This is a genomic window from Crossiella sp. S99.2, assembly GCF_023094165.1.
GTDB lineage: Bacteria > Actinomycetota > Actinomycetes > Mycobacteriales > Pseudonocardiaceae > Crossiella.
The window spans coordinates 285,649-304,594 of sequence record NZ_JALMDK010000008.1 but is presented as its reverse complement, the minus strand read 5'-3'; the positions used below and the strand labels follow the sequence as shown (position 1 = coordinate 304,594).

The 18,946-nt window shown below is 70.7% G+C and carries 15 protein-coding genes; 5 read left to right on the top strand and 10 right to left on the bottom strand.

The genetic code is table 11. From position 1 onward, the window contains the following. Positions 1–2 precede the first annotated feature (2 nt). The 5 genes from egtD to MZC64_RS29900 form a co-directional block, all read right to left on the bottom strand. Positions 3–977, bottom strand: coding sequence for an L-histidine N(alpha)-methyltransferase (egtD, locus tag MZC64_RS29920; protein WP_247762579.1), 975 nt, complete (start codon positions 975–977; stop codon positions 3–5). After that, the gene (gene egtC, locus MZC64_RS29915) at positions 974–1,723 is read right to left on the bottom strand and encodes an ergothioneine biosynthesis protein EgtC (RefSeq protein ID WP_247762577.1); all 750 of its coding nucleotides are present in this window, start codon (positions 1,721–1,723) and stop codon (positions 974–976) included. Before egtC ends, egtD begins: the two co-directional genes overlap by 4 nt. Positions 1,724–1,725: 2 nt before the next feature. Continuing rightward, positions 1,726–3,072: an ergothioneine biosynthesis protein EgtB gene (gene egtB / locus MZC64_RS29910; RefSeq protein WP_247762575.1), complete on the bottom strand. Its 1,347-nt coding sequence runs from the start codon at positions 3,070–3,072 to the stop codon at positions 1,726–1,728. After that, the gene (gene egtA / locus MZC64_RS29905) at positions 3,069–4,316 is read right to left on the bottom strand and encodes an ergothioneine biosynthesis glutamate--cysteine ligase EgtA (protein WP_247762573.1); all 1,248 of its coding nucleotides are present in this window, start codon (positions 4,314–4,316) and stop codon (positions 3,069–3,071) included. Before egtA ends, egtB begins: the two co-directional genes overlap by 4 nt. 200 nt (positions 4,317–4,516) lie before the next feature. After that, positions 4,517–7,048, bottom strand: a complete 2,532-nt coding sequence (locus MZC64_RS29900) for a PQQ-dependent sugar dehydrogenase (protein WP_247762571.1) — start codon at positions 7,046–7,048, stop codon at positions 4,517–4,519. Between the two features lie 314 nt (positions 7,049–7,362). Between MZC64_RS29900 and MZC64_RS29895 the strand changes: the two genes are divergently transcribed. Next, complete coding sequence (locus tag MZC64_RS29895; RefSeq protein WP_247762569.1) at positions 7,363–7,959, top strand: TetR/AcrR family transcriptional regulator; 597 nt, start codon at positions 7,363–7,365, stop codon at positions 7,957–7,959. A gap of 244 nt (positions 7,960–8,203) precedes the next feature. Here the strand turns inward: MZC64_RS29895 and MZC64_RS29890 are convergent, their stop codons facing one another. Then, entirely contained in the window at positions 8,204–8,911 is a 708-nt protein-coding gene (locus tag MZC64_RS29890; RefSeq protein ID WP_247762567.1) for a GntR family transcriptional regulator, read from the bottom strand. Positions 8,912–8,991: 80 nt separating this feature from the next. Here MZC64_RS29890 and MZC64_RS29885 point away from each other — a divergent pair, with 80 nt between their 5' ends. Beyond that, on the top strand, positions 8,992–9,783 hold the full coding sequence (locus MZC64_RS29885) for a sulfite exporter TauE/SafE family protein (RefSeq protein WP_247762566.1): 792 nt from the start codon (positions 8,992–8,994) through the stop codon (positions 9,781–9,783). A gap of 1 nt (position 9,784) precedes the next feature. On the opposite strand, the gene MZC64_RS29880 is transcribed toward MZC64_RS29885, so the two are convergent. Continuing rightward, positions 9,785–10,036, bottom strand: a complete 252-nt coding sequence (locus MZC64_RS29880) for a hypothetical protein (protein ID WP_247762564.1) — start codon at positions 10,034–10,036, stop codon at positions 9,785–9,787. 96 nt (positions 10,037–10,132) lie between these two features. Between MZC64_RS29880 and MZC64_RS29875 the strand changes: the two genes are divergently transcribed. Beyond that, positions 10,133–12,094: a heavy metal translocating P-type ATPase gene (locus tag MZC64_RS29875; protein ID WP_247762562.1), complete on the top strand. Its 1,962-nt coding sequence runs from the start codon at positions 10,133–10,135 to the stop codon at positions 12,092–12,094. On the opposite strand, the gene MZC64_RS29870 is transcribed toward MZC64_RS29875, so the two are convergent. After that, entirely contained in the window at positions 12,091–12,603 is a 513-nt protein-coding gene (locus MZC64_RS29870; protein ID WP_247762560.1) for a DUF1707 domain-containing protein, read from the bottom strand. The two genes, MZC64_RS29875 and MZC64_RS29870, sit on opposite strands and share 4 nt — an antisense overlap. A gap of 171 nt (positions 12,604–12,774) precedes the next feature. Between MZC64_RS29870 and MZC64_RS29865 the strand changes: the two genes are divergently transcribed. Both MZC64_RS29865 and MZC64_RS29860 read left to right on the top strand, forming a co-directional pair. Continuing rightward, positions 12,775–13,341: a TetR/AcrR family transcriptional regulator gene (locus MZC64_RS29865; RefSeq protein ID WP_247762552.1), complete on the top strand. Its 567-nt coding sequence runs from the start codon at positions 12,775–12,777 to the stop codon at positions 13,339–13,341. Next, complete coding sequence (locus MZC64_RS29860; protein ID WP_247762551.1) at positions 13,338–14,621, top strand: cytochrome P450; 1,284 nt, start codon at positions 13,338–13,340, stop codon at positions 14,619–14,621. Before MZC64_RS29865 ends, MZC64_RS29860 begins: the two co-directional genes overlap by 4 nt. A 27-nt stretch (positions 14,622–14,648) precedes the next feature. Here MZC64_RS29860 and MZC64_RS29855 read toward each other — a convergent pair whose 3' ends face one another. Then, on the bottom strand, positions 14,649–16,118 hold the full coding sequence (locus tag MZC64_RS29855) for a peptide MFS transporter (protein ID WP_247762550.1): 1,470 nt from the start codon (positions 16,116–16,118) through the stop codon (positions 14,649–14,651). Positions 16,119–16,258: 140 nt separating this feature from the next. Further along, entirely contained in the window at positions 16,259–18,931 is a 2,673-nt protein-coding gene (locus tag MZC64_RS29850) for a hypothetical protein (protein ID WP_247762549.1), read from the bottom strand. Between the last annotated feature and the right edge of the window lie 15 nt (positions 18,932–18,946).

Genomic DNA, 18,946 nt, shown 5'->3' with positions numbered 1-18,946 from the left:
TATTATCCCTCGGCGCGGGCTAGCGAGACCCCGAACCTACCCGCCGGGTCGGTCCACCATTTGCGCAGGTCGAAGCCTGCGGCGGCGAGTTCCCGGCGGACGCCGGACTGGCGGAACTTAGCCGAGACCTCGGTGCGCATCTCCTCCCCCGCGTCGAACTTGACCTCCAGGTCCAGGGCGTCGACGCGCACGCTCATCGGCTTGGTGGCGCGCAGCCGCATCTCGATCCACTCCCAGTCCTCGTCCCAGACCGCGACGTGCTCGAAGGCGTCGACCTCGAAGTCGGCGGCCAGTTCGCGGTTGAGCACGCGCAGCACGTTGCGGTTGAAGTCCGCGGTCACGCCCTGGCTGTCGTCGTAGGCGCGGACCAGGGTGTCCTGGTCCTTGACCAGGTCGGTGCCCAGCAGCAGCCACTCCCCCGGTTGCAGGGCGGCGCGGATGTCGGCGAAGAAGTCGGCGCGTTCGGCCGGGAGCAGGTTGCCGATGGTGCCGCCCAGGAAGGCGACCAGGCGCCTGCCGCCGACCGGAAGCCGGTCCAGGTGGCGGGTGAAGTCGCCGACCACGCCGCGGACCTCCAGGCCCGGGTAGTCCTCGGCCAGCGCGGCGGTGGACTGGAGCAGCGCGGCGGCCGAGACGTCCAGCGGCACGAAGCGGTGCAGGGTGTGGTTGGCGCGCAAGGCATCCAGCAGCAGGCGGGTTTTGACGGAGGAGCCGGAGCCGAGTTCCACCATGGTCTCCGCGCCGGTGGTGGCGGCGATCTCCCCGGCCACCTGGGCCAGCACCTCGCGTTCGGCGCCGGTGGGGTAATACTCGGGTAGTTCAGTGATCTGTTCGAACAGCTCACTGCCGCGTTCGTCGTAGAACCACTTGGGCGGCAAGGACTTCGGGTTGGCGGTGAGTCCACTGAGGACATCGGCGCGCAGTGCGGCGGCCGCGTCGTGCTCGGTCAGATGGATGTCCAGGACAGGCAGGGTCATCGATGATCCTCAAGGGAGATTATGTCCAGAGTGGACGAATTGGCCAGCACCAGATGCCGGTCGGGGACCGGCTGCCAGTCGCGCTCATCAGTGGGTTCGGAGGCGACGATCACGGATTTTCCCGTATGAAGCACGGACAACGAGTGCCACCACGTAGTGGCCACGATGTTCGTGCCGTCGGTCAGCAACAGGTTGAGCCGGGAGTCCGGGGCGGCCGCGGCCACCGTCCGGACGAGATCGGACACCGCGGTCGCGGCGGGTTCGCCCGCGCGCAATCGCCTGCGCAGCAACGCCCACAGCAGGGCGGAGTCGGTGGCGGCGTCCAGGGTGAGCAGGTCGGTCGCCGGGAGGGTCTCGGCCAGGGCGGCCAGGGAGTGCGGCCAGCCGGTGACTTTTCCGTTGTGGCTGAACAGCCATTGGCCGTCCAGGAAGGGGGCGTTGGCGGATTCGGTCACCGGCATGCCGACGGTGGCCGAGCGCACCGCGGCCAGCACCGCGCCGGAAGACACCGCGCCCGCCCAGGAGGCGAAGGAGGTGTCCGTCCAGAGTGGACTGGCGCTGCGGTGCCGGACCGGGGCGGCGCCGGGCTGGGGGTACCAGCCGACGCCGTGACCGTCGGCGTTGATCGTGCCGCCGCCGCGCATGTCCGCGGGCGCCCAGGACTGCCGCAGCAACGAGTGCGGCGGGGTCAGCACCAGGTCGGCCAAGGGCATGGCGGGGCCCAGGTAAGCCAGATGGCGGCACACGCCTAGCGGTTCACTTCCTCTGCACGCGCGTCGCGCGCGCACCGGAATCCACTGAAGATCTGTCGGCGGACCGGGTGGTCCCAGTTGCGGAAGGTGCCGCGCACCGACACCTGGTCGGTGCCGAAACTGCCGCCGCGCAACATCTTGTAGTCGCCGCGGAAGAACACCTTGGAGTACTCGTCATAGGGGAAGGCGGCGAATCCCGGGTAGGGCAGGAAGTCGCTGTCCAGCCACTCCCAGACATCGCCGATGAGCTGGCGCACCCCCAGCGGGGAAGCGCCGTCCGGATAGGACCCGGCGGGCGCGGGACGCAGGTGCCGCTGGCCCAGGTTGGCGTGTTCGGGACCGGGATCGGCGTCGCCCCAGGGATATCTGCGGGAGCGGCCGGTGGCCGGGTCGAAGCGGGCGGCCTTCTCCCACTCCGGTTCGGTGGGCAGCCGCTTGCCCGCCCAGCGGGCGTACGCCTGGGCTTCGTGGAAGCTGACGTGCAGCACGGGTTCGTTGTCCGGCACCGGTTCCAGCACGCCGAAGCGTCGGCGCAGCCAGCCGTCGTGGCCGTCGGAACGCCAGAACAGCGGGGCGGAGAGGTTGGCGCGCTGCCGGTGCGCCCAGCCCGCCTCGCTCCACCAGCGTTCGTCGTCGTAACCGCCGGCGGCGATGAACTGGCGGTAGGCGCCGTTGGTGACCGGGGTGGTGTCCAGGAAGAAGTCGGCCACCTGCACCGGATGCGCTGGGCGTTCGTTGTCCAGCGCCCACGGTTCGGTGGAGGTGCCCATCTCGAACCGGCCGCCGGGAATCAGCACCTCGGCCGGCAGTCTGTCCACATCGGAGGGTGGGTCCGGCGGCGGTGGAGCGTGCAGGGCGGCCGGGCCGATGCGGAGCTGGTGGGTGGCGAGCATGGTCTCGTCGTGCTGCTGCTCGTGCTGGGCGATCATGCCGAAGGCGAACGCGCCGTCGAGCAGCCGGCCGCCCTCCAGGGGCGAGGTGTCGAGCACGTCCAGGACCTTCTCCCGCACCTCGCGCACATAGGTCCTGGCCTCCCGCGGGTTGAGCAGCGGGAGTTGCGGACGGCCTGCGCGGGGGTGTTTGAAGGCGTCGTACAGCTCGTCGATGTCCTGGCGCACCGGGTCCCGGCCGCCGACATCGCGCACCAGCCAGAGTTCCTCCTGGTTGCCGATGTGCGCGTAGTCCCAGATCAGCGGCGACATCAGCTTGGAGTGCTGTTTGACCAGATCGGCCTCGTCGATGGACTCGGTGAGCCCGGTGCTGCGATTCCTGGCCCGCTGTAAGGATTCCGCGACCGTGTCGCGTAGCTGCTCGATGGGCAGATCGACTGGGTTGACGGTCATGCCAGCTCCTCGGCCGCGCCGACCGGAGCACGGCCGGCCAACAGGTATCCCACGGTCTCCTCGACCAGCGCCCTGGTGGCGGCTGGCAGCCCTAGCTCGGGCAACGCGCGCAGCGCCAGGTCGAAGACCCGTGGCGCCACCATGGCCAGCACCGGATCGGCGAGGCCGTGCCGCGCCGCCTCGACCCAGCGGTCGGCGGCCTGACTCACCGCGTCCAGCGCGCTGTCCACTGTGGACTCCCGGTGGAACAGCGCGATCAGCAGTGCCACCGGGACGGTCCACTCGCCGGTCGGCTGGGTGTCCAGGTAGCGGATCTCGAGGTACCCGCGCGGGCGGACCGGCGGGAACATCGTGCTGAGGTGGTAGTCCAGGTCGTCGGTGCTCGGGCGGCGCTCCAGCGCGCCGTCGGCCCAGGCGCCGAAGGTCAGGCCCGGCGGCGCGTCCCAGCAGGTGCCGGGGCGGCGCAGGCAGATCAGCGGGGTGTCCATGACCCGGCGCGCCCAGTCCGCGGCCGGGTCGGTGCTGACCTCGCCGGCTCTGGTGCGGTTGGGATCGGTGCCGAACAGGGTGCGCATCCGGGCCGAGGCCCAGCCGGTGCGCCGCCCGGCGAACTCCGCGGAGTTGGCGAAGGCCGCCGCCAGCACCGGCCCCAGCGCGTGCGCTGCGGCCCAGCGGGTGGCGACCCGGCCGGGTTCGCCCGCGTCCACGCAGACCTGGAGTCCGGCGGTGCTGCACATCATGGTCCGGCCGTCCGGTCCGCGGCGGTTGAACGCGGTCTCCATGGCCGCGTAGCGCGGGACCTGGAGCAGTCGGTGCGGGAGCCGGTGCGCGTCGATGCCGTGCTGACCCAGCCGGAGTCCGGCGCCGCGCAGGAGTTCGATGAGATAGGCGATGTCGGCGGTGGCCACGGGCAGCAGCCCGGCCAGGCTGGGCGCCGGTTGGGTGGAAATCTCGACCTGGCCACCGGGTTCGACGGTGATCAGGGAGCCGTTCGGGAGCGGGTGGTGCGGGCTGCCCTGGACCAGCAGCGGTGGTGCATGCGTGCCCAGTGCGTCACGGAGCGTGTTCAGACTGAGTGGTCGACCGGGCTGGTCCGCGTGGTGCACGGTCCATTCCAGTTCGACCCCGACCAGCTCGGGTGGGCCGGTTTTGAAGCAGACAGAGGCGACATATGCCTCTGCCTCCGCCCGGTCGTGCAGCGGTTGGGACAGCGGTTCCGCGAAGGTGGTGGCTTCTGACGGCATCACTTTTGATCACCCCTTGTGATCGACCGACATCCGAAGCTACACGCCGAAAGTGAACCTCGCACTCCAACGATCGGCTAGCTGGGGAGACGGTGCCGCCGGGGGCGACGATCGTGGCCCGGACACCGGGGCAGGGATGCCGGGGTGCTGCGGGCGCAGGGCTGGGTGTCTGCGCCCGCAGCGGCTACCGGCTGGGGTGGTCAGCCGGCCTTGGCGTTGGAACGGCCGCGCAGCACGGTGTTGGCGGTGCTGTTGGCCTTGATCGCGGCCTCGATCTGGGCCATGGTCGAACCGGAGGTCAGACCGGGGACGGTGGTGGTGTTGAGGGCGTAGAGGGTGAAGGTGTACGGGTTGGTGTTGCCGCCGGGGCAGGGACCGAAGAACTTCTGCGCGTTGGCCCCGCTGCCCATGGCCTTCTGCTTGGCGCCGCCCTGACCGGGGACGGTGAAGCCCGCTGGCAGGTCATCGGGCAGCTTGAGGGTGGCGGCGGGGATGTCCCAGATCGCCCAGTGCAGTTTGTTGCCGTTGTTGACCCGGTCGGCGAAGACGATCGCGTACGCCTTGGCGCCCACCGTGCCCGCGCCCCAGGCCAGCGGCGGGGACGGGTCCTGGCCGGCGACCTTGTCCCCGGCGCAGGTGTGCCGGGCCGGGATCATCGCGTCGTCGGCGAAGGCCGTGCTGGACAGCTTGAAGTCGCCGGGCTGCGGTTCGCCGCCCTCGTACTGGACGTCGATGCGCAGGATGCGGTCGTTGCCCGTGGTGCCGTCCTTGTCGGTGCTGGTGGTCAGCCAGATGTCGCCCTGCTTGTCCACCTCCACCGTGCGCAGCCTGCCGTAGCTGCCCTGGAAGTAGATCTTCTGGTCGACCAGGTTGCCGCTGGCGTCGATGCGCATCCGGTAGATCCGCTCGCCCCTGGTGGTGGCGACGAAGACGTGGTCGTTGATGATGGTCAGCCCGCTGGGGCTGGCGGCACTGGTGGACCAGGTCTTCTTCGGCGGGATGGTGCCCGCGCAACCGGAGCCGGAGGTGCCTTCGCACTTGTCCCAGCCGTAGTTGCCGCCCTTGGTGATCAGGTTGACCTCGTCCTGCTGGGAGTTGCCGAACTCCGAGGCCCACAACCGGCCCTGCGAGTCGAAGTCCAGGCCCTGCACGTTGCGGTGGCCGTAGCTCCAGATCGCCTTGCCGGGGAAGGGATTGTCCGCGGGGATGCTGCCGTCGGCGTTGAGCCGCAGGATCTTGCCCGCGTTGTTGTTCAGGTTCTGCGCGTTCGGGCCGTTCTGGGCGTCACCGGTGGAGATGAACAGGTGCTTGCCGTCCGGGCTGAAGCGCAGCCTGCCGCCGTTGTGGAAGCGGCTCTTCGGGGTGCCGCTGAGCAGGGTCTGCCAGCCGGAGAGGGTGTTGCCCTCCAGCTTGACCCGCACGAGCTGGTTGCCCGAGGACGCCGTGTGGTAGATGTAGACCAATCCGTCACTGGCGAAGTTCGGCGAGACCTCCAGGCCCAGCGCGCCGCCCTCGCCGCCGGTGCTCTGCGCGCCGGGGATCTTGCCGAGCACGGTCTTCTGGCCGGCCGGGGTCACCCGCAGCACGTTGAAGCTCTCCCGCTCGGTCACCAGCGCGGAGCCGTCCGGCAGGAACGCCAGGCCCCAGGCCACGTCCACGCCGCCGACGATCTGGCTGACCGCGCCCGGCTCGGGCACGCCGGTGCCGCCGCTGGGGCTGGTGGTCACGGTGATCGGGCCGGAGAGGTCCGAGCGGTTGCCCGCGGCGTCCCTGGCCCGCACCTGGAAGGTGTAGGCCTTGTTCGCGGCCAGGCCGGCCGCGGTGTGCGTGGTGGTGCTGCCGTCGGCGGTGCCGGTCTGCGCGCCGTCGGTGAAGATCTCGTAGCCGGTGACCTTCACATTGTCCGTGGAGGCGTTCCAGGCCAGGTCGACACTGGTCGAGGTCTTGCCGGGGGAACGCAGCGAACCGGGGACGGTCGGCTTCTCGTTGTCCGGCGGGGCCGGGTCGGTGCGCACCGGCACCGCGTTGGAGGCCGGCGAGACGTTGCCCGCGGCGTCCTTGGCGAAGACCGTCCAGTCGTAGAGGGTGTCCGGCTCCAGGTTGTCCACCGTGGCCGCCAGGACCGCGCCGACGCTCTTCATCAGCTGGCCGTGCTGGTAGATGTCGTAGCCGGTGACGCCCACGTTGTCACTGGCCGCGTCCCAGGCCAGCGAGACCGAGCTGGCGGTCTTGCCGGTGGAGCGCAGGTTCGGCGGCGGGGTCGGCGCCTGGGTGTCGCTGCTCTCCACCGAGAGCTTGTCCACGTTCGGGCCGCCGTTGGCGGTCACCGCGGTGGCCCGGATCTTGTTCGCGCCCGCCTTCAGGGTGGCGGTGATGTTCTTGGTGGTCCAGGTGGTCCACGCGCCGGTGCCCTCGAAGGCCAGGTCGTTGGCCACGATCGCGCCGTCCACGGCCACATCCATGGCCCGGTTCACCGCGGTGCCGTTGGCATAGCGCAGGGTGAGGGTCTGGGCGCCCGCGGCGGCCGCGGTGACCGTCCACTCGACGTAGCTGCCGGTCACGTTGGTGTAGTTGACGAAGCCCCGTCCGGTGAACCCGGTGTGGTTGGACTCGACGACTCCCTGGGAGATCGACGCGTCCTCTGCCTCGTAGTCGGTGGGCGCCGCGCTCGCGGCGGGAGCGGAGCCCACGGCGAACGCCGCGAGCGCCACAGCGATGGAGGCCGCGGTCACACGTCGTGACCGGGCTGGACTCGTTGCCACAGTTACCTCACACAGCTTGCGGAAGTGCGGTCGTCTGCAGGGGCGGCGGACGTGCGCGAGCTGGCGGACTCACCTGGTGCCTGGCCGGAAAACGCGGACAGTAAACAAAGTTTCCTAACCCGCGGGCCAGATAACACCACCGCGACCCCGGGCTGTCAACGGCCGGTCGTCGGGATGCGAGAACGTTTGCAGGAATGAACCCGATCGGCCGTGGGATGAATCCCGACTGTGAAGTACGTACGTACGGTTTGCACCCGCCCGGTTCGGACTGTCACGATCAGTAGGTGCCACGGGTAAGCCAGGACCACCTCGACGCGCGCCGCCGCCAGATCCTCGACGGGGCGCGGAGTTGCTTTGCCCGCTTCGGGTACGAGGGTGCCACGGTCCGCCGCCTGGAGGAAGCCACCGCGCTCTCCCGCGGCGCCATCTTCCACCACTTCCGGGACAAGGAGTCGTTGTTCCTGGCGCTGGCCGAGGACGACGCGCACCGGATGGCGCAGGTGGTGGCCGAGCAGGGCCTGGTGCAGGTGATGCGCGAGCTGCTCAAACACGAGTCGCACGACGGCGGCGAGCACCCGGCGGACTGGCTGGGCACCCGCCTGGAGGTCTCCCGGCGACTGCGCACCGATCCGGACTTCCGGGCCCGCTGGGCCGAACGCTCCGAGGCACTGACCGCGGCCACCAAAGCCCGGCTGCAACGGCAGCGCGAGGCCGGAAACCTCCGCGACGACGTGGACGTCGACGTGCTGACCGGATTCCTCGAACTGGTCCTGGAAGGCCTGGTCTCGCACCTGGCCATGGGCCTGCCCGCCGACGACCTCGACCCAGTGCTGGACCTGGTCGAGGAAACCGTCCGCCGCCACCGCCGCTCCCTGCCCTAGCCCCTGCCCCGCCCCACTTGGGCCAACTGGCACGCCCACTTGAGCCAAACCGGCGTACCACTTGGCCCAACTCGCCGAAAGCCCGGCACCGCAGGGCAAATTCGCCACCAAGACGTACGAAACCGGCCAACACGCCGTACCAGAACGGCCAACGCGGCGTACGAGAACGGCCAACACGCCGCGGGGGTCCAAGCCCGCGCGCGTGTTGGCCGTTGTGGACGGTGTGTTGGCTGTTGTGGGTGGGTTAGGGGGTGGGGGTGGTGTCGGTGAGGTGTTCGCCGAGGGCGGCTCGGGTGCGGCGGACGTGCTGGCGGGCGAGTTCGGCGGCCAGGCCGGCGTCCCGGTTGCGGATCGCGGTGACCAGGGCCTGGTGTTCGGCGATGCTGTCCGCGCCGCGGGCGGGGGCGACCGCGGCGAAGTAGAAGCGGACCCGTTTGGCCAGGCCGGCGCGGATCCCGGCGAGGACCTCGTTGTGCGCGCAGGCCGCGATCGCGGCATGGAAGTGCTCGTTGATGGTGGGCAGCCGCTCGGGTTCCTCGCAGTCGAGGGCCTCCCGGCCGAGTTCGACCAGTTCGGTCAGCCGGGCCAGCTGCGGTTCGGTGCGGCGCAACGCGGCCTTGGCCGAGATCTCGCCCTCCAGCACGGTGCGCGCCTCGAACAGGTCCACCACCTCCTGAGTGGACCAGGTGCGCACGAACGCGCCCTCCCGCGGCCGCAGCTCGATCCAGCCCGCGGTGTCCAGCGCGCGCAGCGTCTCACGGACTGGGAGGCGGCTCACCCCGAAATGCTGGGCCAGCTCGTCCGGGTCCAGGCGCTGTCCCGGGGTCAGGGCGCCGTCCAGGATCGCCTCCTCCAGCAGGCGATACAGCTGATGTCCCAACGGGGTCGGCGCGCTGAGTCCGGGCAGCTCGGTTACCTTGGCCGTCGGCGTGTCATTGCGCGGCCTGGGCACGAGCGCCTCCTAGTTGCCATATCAACAATCTGCTGCAAATACTGTAGCCATTTCCGTCCGCCGCCAAACCGAGGATGCGCATGCCCGACCAGCTCGACCAGGTCCAGCACTCCCCCGTCCGGCAGGCGCCGACCGCCCTGCTCGCCATCGGGCTGACCAGCGGTCTGCTCTCCGGATTGTTCGGTGTCGGCGGCGGGGTCCTGATCGTTCCGGCCCTGGTGCTGCTGGCGGGTTTCGGCCAGAAGCTCGCGCACGGCACCTCACTCGCCGCGGTGGTGCCGATCTCGATCACCGGCGCGATCGGCTACGCCGTGGACGGGTCGGTGAACTGGCTGGTGGCCGCGCTGCTGGCGGCCGGGTCCATGGCGGGTGCGGTGCTGGGCACCTGGCTGCTGCACGTGCTGCCGGTGCGCTGGCTGCGCTACGGCTTCGCCGCGGTGCTGCTGTTCACCGCGATCCGGCTCGGTTTCGAGACCCCGCAACGGCTCAGCGAGGTCGAACTCGGCGTGGGCGGGGCGGCGCTGATGCTCGCGCTGGGCCTGCTGGTGGGCACGCTGTCCGGGATGTTCGGCGTGGGCGGCGGGATCATCATGGTGCCGGCGATGATCCTGCTCTTCGGCATCAGCGACGTGGTGGCCAAGGGCACCTCGCTGCTGGTGGTCATCCCGACCGGGATCATCGCCACCGTGCAGAACCTCAAGCGCGGCAACACCGATCTGCGGTCGGCCGCGATCCTCGGCCTGGCCGGGGTGGTCTCGGCCTACGGCGGCGTGCTGCTCGCGCTACTGCTGCCGCCACGCCTCTCGGTGGTGCTTTTCGCCGCGCTGCTGGCCTTCACCGCCTACCGCATGCTCAGGGCCAAGTCGGACTAGCTCAGCCGCCGGTGAAGCGGCCGAAGAAGGTCGCGATCGGCCCGAGCCGGTCGAGCACGCCGTTGAGCCAGGCCAGCGCCGAGTCGGCGTTGACGATCAGCCACACCCCGATCGCGACGGCCCCGATCACCAGCACCGCCGCCAGCAGGCCGCCCACGAGCAGCAGCCGGAACAGGAACCGGCGGGCGCCCCGGGCCGCGCCGGAGCCTGCCGCCGTCCTGGCGGATTCGACGTACCTGTTGAGCTGATTCATCTCACTTCTCCCTTGCGGTTGCCGTGCTGGTGAGCCCATCATATAGTCACATTGCAATGTATGCATGAGTCACATGGCGGAGGCAGGAGCGACACGATGGCGAGCACCAAACATGGCGGACTGTTCGGCGAACGCGGCGAGCTGGTGTTCGCGCTGCTCGCCGGTGCCCTGCTGGGCATGGGCGTGGCCCTGGACGCGCTGGGCGCCGCACCGGGCCTGACGCTGGGCGTCAACGTGCTGGCGTTCGCGTTCGGCGCCTACCACACCGTGCCCGAGGCGTATCAGAAGATCCGGGCCAGGCGGTTCGAGATCGACTTCCTGATGCTGGTGGCGGCCGCGGGCGCGGCGGCTCTCGGCTCGGTCGCCGAAGGCGCGTTGCTGCTGTTCCTGTTCGGCATCGGCCACGCCCTGGAGAGCTACGCGATGGCCAGGGCCCGGCGCTCCATCGAGGCACTGGCCGACCTGGCCCCCAGGACCGCGCTGGTCCGCCGCGGCGCCGACCTCACCGAGGTGGACATCGAGGAGCTGCGGATCGGCGAGGTGGTGCTGGTCCGGCCGAACCTGCGGCTGCCCGCCGACGGCTTCGTCATCGCCGGGCTGAGCAGCGTCGACCAGGCGCCGGTGACCGGGGAGAGCGTGCCCGCCGACAAGAGCCCGGTGCCCGACCCCGAGATCGCGGCGGCAAACCCGGAGCTGATCCAGGCGCACTCACGGGTGTTCGCCGGCACCATCAACGGCGCCGGCGCGCTCGAAGTGCGGGTAACCCGGCCCGCGGCGGACAGCACCCTGGCCAGGGTGGTCCGGCTGGTCACCGAAGCCCAGCAGGAGACCTCGCCGACCCAGCGGTTCACCGACCGGTTCCAGCGGATCTTCGTCCCGGTGGTGCTCGCCATCGTGGTGCTGCTGCTCTTCGCCGGCCTGGTCCTCGACGAACCGTTCAGCGCCACCCTCTACCGGGCGCTCGCCGTGCTGGTCGCGGCCAGCCCGTGCGCGCTGGCCATCGCCACCCCGAGCGCGGTGCTCTCCGCCCTGGCCCGCGCGGCGCGGGCCGGCGTGCTGGTCAAGGGCGGCGCGCCCCTGGAACAGCTGGGCAGGCTGCGCGCGATCGCCTTCGACAAGACCGGCACCCTGACCCAGGGCACCCCGCGCCTGGCCGACGTGGTGACCGCCGCCAGTGTCAGTGCCGAGGAACTGCTCGCGGTCGCCGTGGCCGTCGAGAGCCAGAGCGACCACCCCCTGGCCAGGGCCGTGGTGCGGGACGGCCGGGCCCGCCTCGGCGACGCGCCGACGCCGACCGCGACCGCGGTCCGCTCGGTCACCGGACGCGGCGTGCTGGCCACCGTCGAGGGCACCGAGGTCTGGATCGGCAAGCGCGAGCTGTTCACCGAGGTGGACCTGACGCCGCCGCGCGAACTGGACGAGGCCCTGACCCGTCTGGAAGCCGCCGGCCGCACCACGATGCTGGTCCGCGCCGGTCAGCGCTGGCTGGGCGGGCTCGGCCTGATGGACCTGCCGCGGCCCCAGGCGGCCTCGGTGATCAACCGCCTGCACCGGCTCGGCATCCGCCGCACGATCATGATCTCCGGGGACAACCAGCAGGTGGTCACCGCCGTCGCGACCGAGGTCGGGGTCACCGAGGCGCACGGCGACCTGCTGCCCGAGCACAAGGTCGACCAGGTCACCCGGCTGCGGCGGCGGGAGGGCAAGGTCGCCATGGTCGGCGACGGCGTGAACGACGCCCCGGCCATGGCCACCGCCACGGTCGGCATCGCCATGGGCGCCGCCGGCTCCGACGTGGCCCTGGAAACCGCCGACGTCGCCTTGATGGCCGACGACCTGGACACGCTGCCCTTCGCCGTCGGCCTGAGCCGCCAGGCCGGGCGGATCATCCGGCAGAACCTGTTCGCCAGCCTCGGCGTGGTCGCGGTGCTGATCCCGGCCACCATCCTGGGCCTGGGCATCGGCCCCGCGGTGGCCATCCACGAGGGCTCCACCCTCATCGTGGTGGCCAACGCACTGCGCCTGCTGGCCTACCGCACCCGGCGCGCCCCGATCTAGCCGCGCAGCACCGCGAGCTTGCTCAACGTGCTGCGCCCGGTGATCCGCACCCGCGGCCCCCGAGCCTGGGTGGCGCCCGGCAGCGCCCGCTTGCCCAGCACCGCGCTGCCCTCGTCCAGCACGGTCGCGTCGGGCGGCACCGTGATGATCACCTTGCCGCAGAAGGCGGTGGCCACCACCTCGACCTCGGTGTCCCCGGAGAGCCCGGACAGGTCCAGGATCACCGCGCCGAAGACCGCCTTGACCTCCACCCGCCCCGGTTCCATCGCGCGCTGGATCTTGCTGCCCACCGCGACCACCCGCTGCGCGGGCACCGCGGGCGCGCCCAGATCGGCCAGCACCGGCAACAGTTCGGCCGAGGTGCGCGCGTCATAGGCCCTGGCCAGTCGCTCATTGTGCTCGGGCCAGGTCAGCCTGCCGTCGGCGACCGCGGTGTTGAGCTGGGCGACCGCGACCTCCCGCTCCTGGTCGGTGATCCGCAGCACCGGACGATCGTCCTCGGCGGCCATGACAGTCCCCCCTGGTTCTCTCAGTGCGCGAGATTCTTTCGTGACGCAGAGTTCTCGTCAAGCGGACCGGCGGCCAACCGAACGGGTCAAGGCACTCCCGCCGTCCGGCCGCTTGTCCGTGGCAGTGGGTGACGGGACAGTGGAACAAAGTTGTTCCACTTGGAGCAGGACATGCCCAGTACACCGCAGTTGTCCCGAGGGGCCCGCACCCGGCACCGGGTGCTCGACGCCGCCGCCCGGCTGCTGGCCAAGGACCCGGGCGCGAGCCTGGGCGAGATCGCCGCGGCCGCCGGAATCGGGCGCACCACCGTGCACCGGCACTATCCGACCAGGGACGATCTGTTGCAGGCACTGGCCTTCGACGCCCTCGCCGCCATCGCGGAGGGCGTCGGCGAAGTCCCGATGGCCACCGAACCGCCGGAGCGGGCACTGCTCGCGCTGGCCACCGCGTTGCTGCCGCTGGGTCCCCGGGTGTCCTGGCTGGCCAACGAGCGTTCGCTGACCGCCAACCGCGAGGTGCTGGCCGGCTTCGAGCGGGTCGCCCGGCCGCTGAGCGAACTGGTGGAACGCGAACAGGCCGCGGGCCGCTTCGCCCCGCACCTGGCGCCGCACTGGGTGGTGCAGGTGTTCGTGGCGGTGCTGTGCGCGGCCTGGGAGGCCGTGGACAACGGCGAGCTGGCCCCGAGAGCGGCGCCGGAACTGGTGGTCGAGACCGTGCTGAGAGGGGTCGCCCGATGACCGTGCTGGGACATCTGAGGTCGCAGCTGACCTTCCTGAGCCATCGCGCCGCGCTGTGGGGAGCGTCCGCGATCGGTGATCCCGGCGCGCGGCTGGTGCGCCGAGGCACCGCCGACCCGTACCCGCTGTATGAGGAGATCCGCGAGGCCGGGCCGCTGGTGCGCAGCCGGTTCGGCTTCTACGTCGGCGCCGGGCACGAGCTGTCCGCGCGGCTGCTGCGGGACGAGCGCTTCGGCATGCCCGGCCCGCACGGGGTGTTCCCGCAACGGGCCGCCACCGAACCGGTGCACCCGATCGAGGACTCGTTCCTGATGATGGACCCGCCCGACCACACCCGGCTGCGCAGGCTGGTCGCGCCCTGGTTCACCTCGCGCACGATGGCCCGGCGCGCCGAGGAGATCGAGCGGATCGTGGCCGACTGCCTGGACGAGTTCGAGGACGCCGGCGAGGTCGACCTGATCCCGTTGTTCGCCAACCGGGTGCCGGTGCAGGTGATCTGCGACCTGCTGGGCGTGCCGGCGCCGGAGCACGAGCGCTTCCGCGGCTGGGCCAACCGGATCGCGCCCGCCTTCGACGGGGTCAACTCGGTCGGGGAGTTCGAGCGGCTGCGGCAGGTCATGCTCGAACTGCAGGAGTTCTTCACCGAGCTGATCGCCTTCCGCCGCAGGCATCCGGCCGAGGACATGCTCAGCGGACTGGTGCACGCCAAGGTCGACGGGGAATCGTTGAGCACCAAGGATCTCCTGGCCACCAGCGGGTTGCTGCTGCTGGCCGGGTTCGGCACCACGGTGAACCTGATCGGCAAGGGCGCGCTCGGCCTGCTCACCCATCCGGACGCGCTGGGCCACCTGCGCCGCGATCCCGGACTGGCCGCCGCGGTGGTGGAGGAGACCCTGCGCTACGACCCGCCGGTGCACCTGACCTCGCGCTTCGCCAGGAAGGACGCCGAGGTGGCCGGGTTCCGGATCCGGCGGGGCGAGCAGATCGTGCTCTCCCTCGCCGGGGCGAACCGGGATCCGGCGGTGTTCGACCACCCGGACCAGTTCGACCCGACCCGCCCCAACGCCAGGGAACACCTGGCCTTCTCCGGCGGGATCCACTTCTGCGTCGGCGCGGCGCTGGCCCGGCTGGAGGCCGGGATCGCGTTGCGCGCGCTGTTCCAGCGGCACCCTCGGCTAGAGCTGGCCGGGGCGCCGGAACGCGGTGACGGGCGGACATTGCCGATGCTGACCAGCCTGCCCGTGCACTGCCCGCGCCGGGCGGCCAGTTCGGCGGCCTGACCCGGCGCGGGCAGCGACGTCAGATGATCAGTTGACGCCGTGCATGAGTCGCTTGACCCGGTTGGCGCCGATCCACAGGAACACGGCCAGCAGGATCGCGGCGCCGCCGAGCAGGCCGAAGTAGGCCAGTTCGGACATGGTGGTGGACAGCGGCGCGATCTGACCGGCGATGCCGTTGCCGGCCGCGGTGGCCAGGAACCACAGGCCCATCATCTGCGAGGCGAAGGCGGCCGGGGCCAGCTTCGTGGTCGCGGACAGGCCCACCGGGGACAGGCACAGCTCGCCGACCGTCTGCACCGCGAAGACCAGCAGCAGCCACAGCGCGCCGACCTTCTCACCGCTGAGCCCGGCCACCGCGAGGATGCCGAAGGACAGGCCGATCAGCACCAGCGCGACGGCGAACTTGCGCGGGGTGGACGGCTGCCGGGTGCCCAGGCGCAGCCACAGCGCGGCGACCAGGGGGGCCAGCAGGATGATGAAGGCCGGGTTCACCGACTGGAACCAGGGGGCCGGGAACTCCCAGCCGAAGATGTTCCGGTCGACCCGCTCCTCGGCGTAGATGTTGAGCACCGTGCCGGCCTGCTCGAAGATCATCCAGAACAGGGTGGCGCCGATGAACAGCGGGATATACGCCTTGACCCGGTCCCGCTCCACCGGAGTGGTCTTGTCGCTGCGCAGCATGAAGGCGAAGTAGCCGGCGGGCAGCAGGATGGACATGCCGCTGATCAGCAGCACCACGCCGCCGACCTCCAGCACGCCGAGCAGGATCGCGGCCACCACCGCGGCGACCACCGCGAGCACGATGCCGACCAGCCGGCCGACGATCTTGGCGCGCTGGTCCTCGGGCAGCGGGTTGGTCGGGTGCAGCCCGGCCTCGCCGAGGTTCTTGCGGGTCAGCACGTACTGAACCAGGCCGAAGAACATGCCGACCGCGGCAACGCCGAAGCCGACGTGGTAGCCCCACTGGGCGGCCAGGAAACCGCACAGCAGCGGCGCGATACCGCCACCGATGTTGATCGACATGTAGAAGATGGTGAAGCCGGCGTCCCGGCGCGGGTCGTCCTCGCTGTAGAGGCGGCCGACGATGCTGGAGATGTTCGGCTTGAGCAGGCTGGTGCCCAGCACGATCAGCACCAGGCCCACATAGGTGGTCGAGGCGCCGGCCGGGATGGCCATGCTGATGTGCCCGAACATGATCAGGATGCCGCCGTAGAGCAGCGCTTTCTGCGCGCCGAGCAGGCGGTCGGCGATCCAGCCACCCGGCAGGGAGCCCATGTACACCGCGGCGGCGTAGACCGAGCCGACCGCGATCGCGGTCTCCTTGGGGATGCCCAGACCGCCCTCACTCACGGCCTTGTAGAGGTAGATGACCAGCAGCGCCTTCATCCCGTAATAGGAGAACCGCTCCCACATCTCGGTGAAGAAGAGGCTGGACAGCCCTCTTGGCTGGCCGAAGAAGCCGCGTTGCGGCGCCGCTTCGTTGACGGTCGCGCTCACGGTGAGGTCCCTCCTGATGTCACACCGCCCGGGTTAACCGGACCTGTCAAAGGCGGAAGAGTACGCGCGTCCGATTTGACTCGACAACGGCCCGTCTTTCACCGAATTAAGTGCTACGAAAGGACCTGGTGACCCAGGTCTCATTCACTGCTAAAACGCTTGGTCAGCACAACCGCCAGATCCGGATCGACCGCGAGCGCGGCACGGGCGCGGGCCAGCAGGTCCAGCTTTTCGTCGGGCAGATCCCGCCACTCCCCCGGCTCCGCCGCGTGCCCGGCCATGGTCGCGAGGTACCCGAGATAGGCCGCGGACTGCCTGCCCAGCACGACCGCGTCGCCCTGGAGCGCGGGCGGATCGGCGAGCAGCGGGCCGAGTCGCGAGGGGTCAGTGGCCCTGGCGAGCCAGCCGGTCAACTCGGCGGCGGTGGGGTCGTCGAGGGCGGCCGCGCGGCGGAGTTGACCGTCCACAACGGAACGCAGGTCGGCGGCGATGAGGTGTCCGGAAAGGACGGTGAACTCGGCGGAGCCGGTTTTCTCCTTGGCGTGCACCAGGTTCAGCACGGCACGGAGCAGGTCACGGGGCAGCCCTCCGGCCAGGCTGTGACAGAGCCAGAGGAAGGGTTCGGGCAGGACCAGGGCCCGTCCGGCGAGCAACTGCCGGGCGTGGGCGAGGTCGAGCCGGGACACCGCGACCACCTCGTCGAAGGCGCTGTCGAAGGTGCTGCGCACGGTCAGCGCCCGCAGGTCGAAGGCAGCGAGGGCGTCCTCGGAGACCGAGACCAGGAAGTGGCAGCCACGGACCCCGAAGAGCGACTTGAGGTCGTTGAGGAATCGTTCCGCGTCCTCGGCGGTGTCGATCTTGTCCAGCTCGTCGATCCCGATGACGACCTTTCCGTCCTGGCCGAGTAACTCCAGGAATTCCCGCAGGTCACCGACAAGCTCCGGATAGCCGCGGACGAGTTCGGTGTGTTCCCGGCCACGTCCGGCACTGAATTCCAGCCCGGCGGCGAGTTTCATCCCGCCGGTCCGATTCGCGGTGTCCTTGCGTTGGAATCGCAGTGTCCGCAGGTTCTGCCTGGCCAGTGTCACCACCGAACTGGCTTCCCGCCCACGCCGCCGTTCCGCCCGCGCGTCCGCTTCGGCGACGACCACCCCGGCCAGTGCCACCGCGAGTCCGCCGATACCAATGGCGACTTCGGGATTGCCCGCCACCCAGCCGCGCCCCGCGCTGACCAGATCCCAGCCGAAACCCAGCACCGCGATCAGGGCGCCGAGCGTGACCAGTCCCGTGCCCAGCAACCGGCGCGCGGAGGGCGTCTCACTGGGCTCGGTCAGGCCGCCGGGCGAGGTACGCACCACCTGTTCGCAGACGGTCTGGAACAGGTGCACCAGGAACTCGCGGCGGTCGTAGCTGGTGGGCGCGGGTACGAAGACGGTGAGGTGGTCGGCGAGGTCCCGGCCGCAGAGGCGGCGGAGCAGGGTGCTCTTGCCGACGCCTCGGGGGCCGCTGACGCCGACGCTGCTCTGGGCGAGGGTGTCGACGAGCCATTCGATGCGGTCGCTGGTGTCGCTGCGCACGAAGCCTTCGGGGCGGGACAGCTCACCGAGGAAGCAGATGTTGAGATCGGGCAGCAGCAGGCCGTACCGGCGTGGCACCGCCTCGGCGTCCTGCCTGGGCAGCAGCAGGCCCACCAGCCGGTCGAGGAACTCCAGTTCGGCCGTCTTGGCCTGGTGGACCAGGGTCAGCGGTACCCCCGGAACCCGGTCCCAGTCCAGGGTGGCGGTCTTGGTGAGGGCGCGCAGCAGTTCGCCGTAGGGCAGGCTGCGCAGCCGCTGCAACAGCATGAGCAACCCCAGCACGGCGGCGACCGGGAGGACCACCGCCGCCACGGTGGCCGGGTGGGTGGGCCCGGCCAGCGCCAGCACGGCGGTCGCCAGTCCGAGGAGGTAACCGGGGAGTCCCGCCGCCCATCGCATCCGCCGGATCAGGTGCGCGCCCACCAGGGCCACGGTGAGCGCCAGGAAGACCGCGACCGCACGCGCCAGCGGCGACAGCGGGGCTAGGACCAATACCCCGGCTGCGGAGATGGCCGCCCCGAGCACCACCCAGCACAGCAGCGGGAACAGCCAGTGGCGGGCCAGGCGCACCGGCCAGCTCGCCGGGACCGCGCGCAGCACGGCCTGCCTGGTCTGGTCGGCCTGTTCGCGCAGCCTGCGCTCGGTCCGGCCAGGAAACTGCGCCCGGCTGTGCCGGGCGAGGGTGCGCCGGGCGTCCGTCTCGAACTGGCGGCGCAACTCGACGACGCCGCCGGTGTGCCCCAGCACCTCGGGCCGGTCGAGCAGCCGGGCGATGACCGTGTCCAGCCGATCGGCGATGGCGCGGGCGGTGCGGTGATCTTCTTCGAGCCGCCGGACTCCGCTGACCTCGGAACGCGGCACCAGCCACGGCGCGGGCAGCGCGGTCAGGCAGACCAGCACCACCAGCACACCCGTGCCAGGAACGGGCACCGCCAGCCCGGCGCCGATCGGGATCAGCAGCAGGTAAACCAGCACGGCCTGGATCAGCGCACTGATCAGAATCTCGACCCGGGCCGCCAGCTTGCGGTAGCGGGCCTCGCCGAATACGACCACTTCCGTGGGAGTCCATGGCTGGGCCAGGGTGGCCAGCACGCCCGCGAGACTGGTGACCAGCAGCAAACCAGACAGACCCAGCCAGGGCGGCTGGACACCGGCCAGAGACGAGCCCAGCCAGGCCAGTGCGGCGACCAGGGCCGTCCGGCCCATCGCCGAGCCGATCGCGATCCAGATCCGCATGCCTCCAGGCAAGCG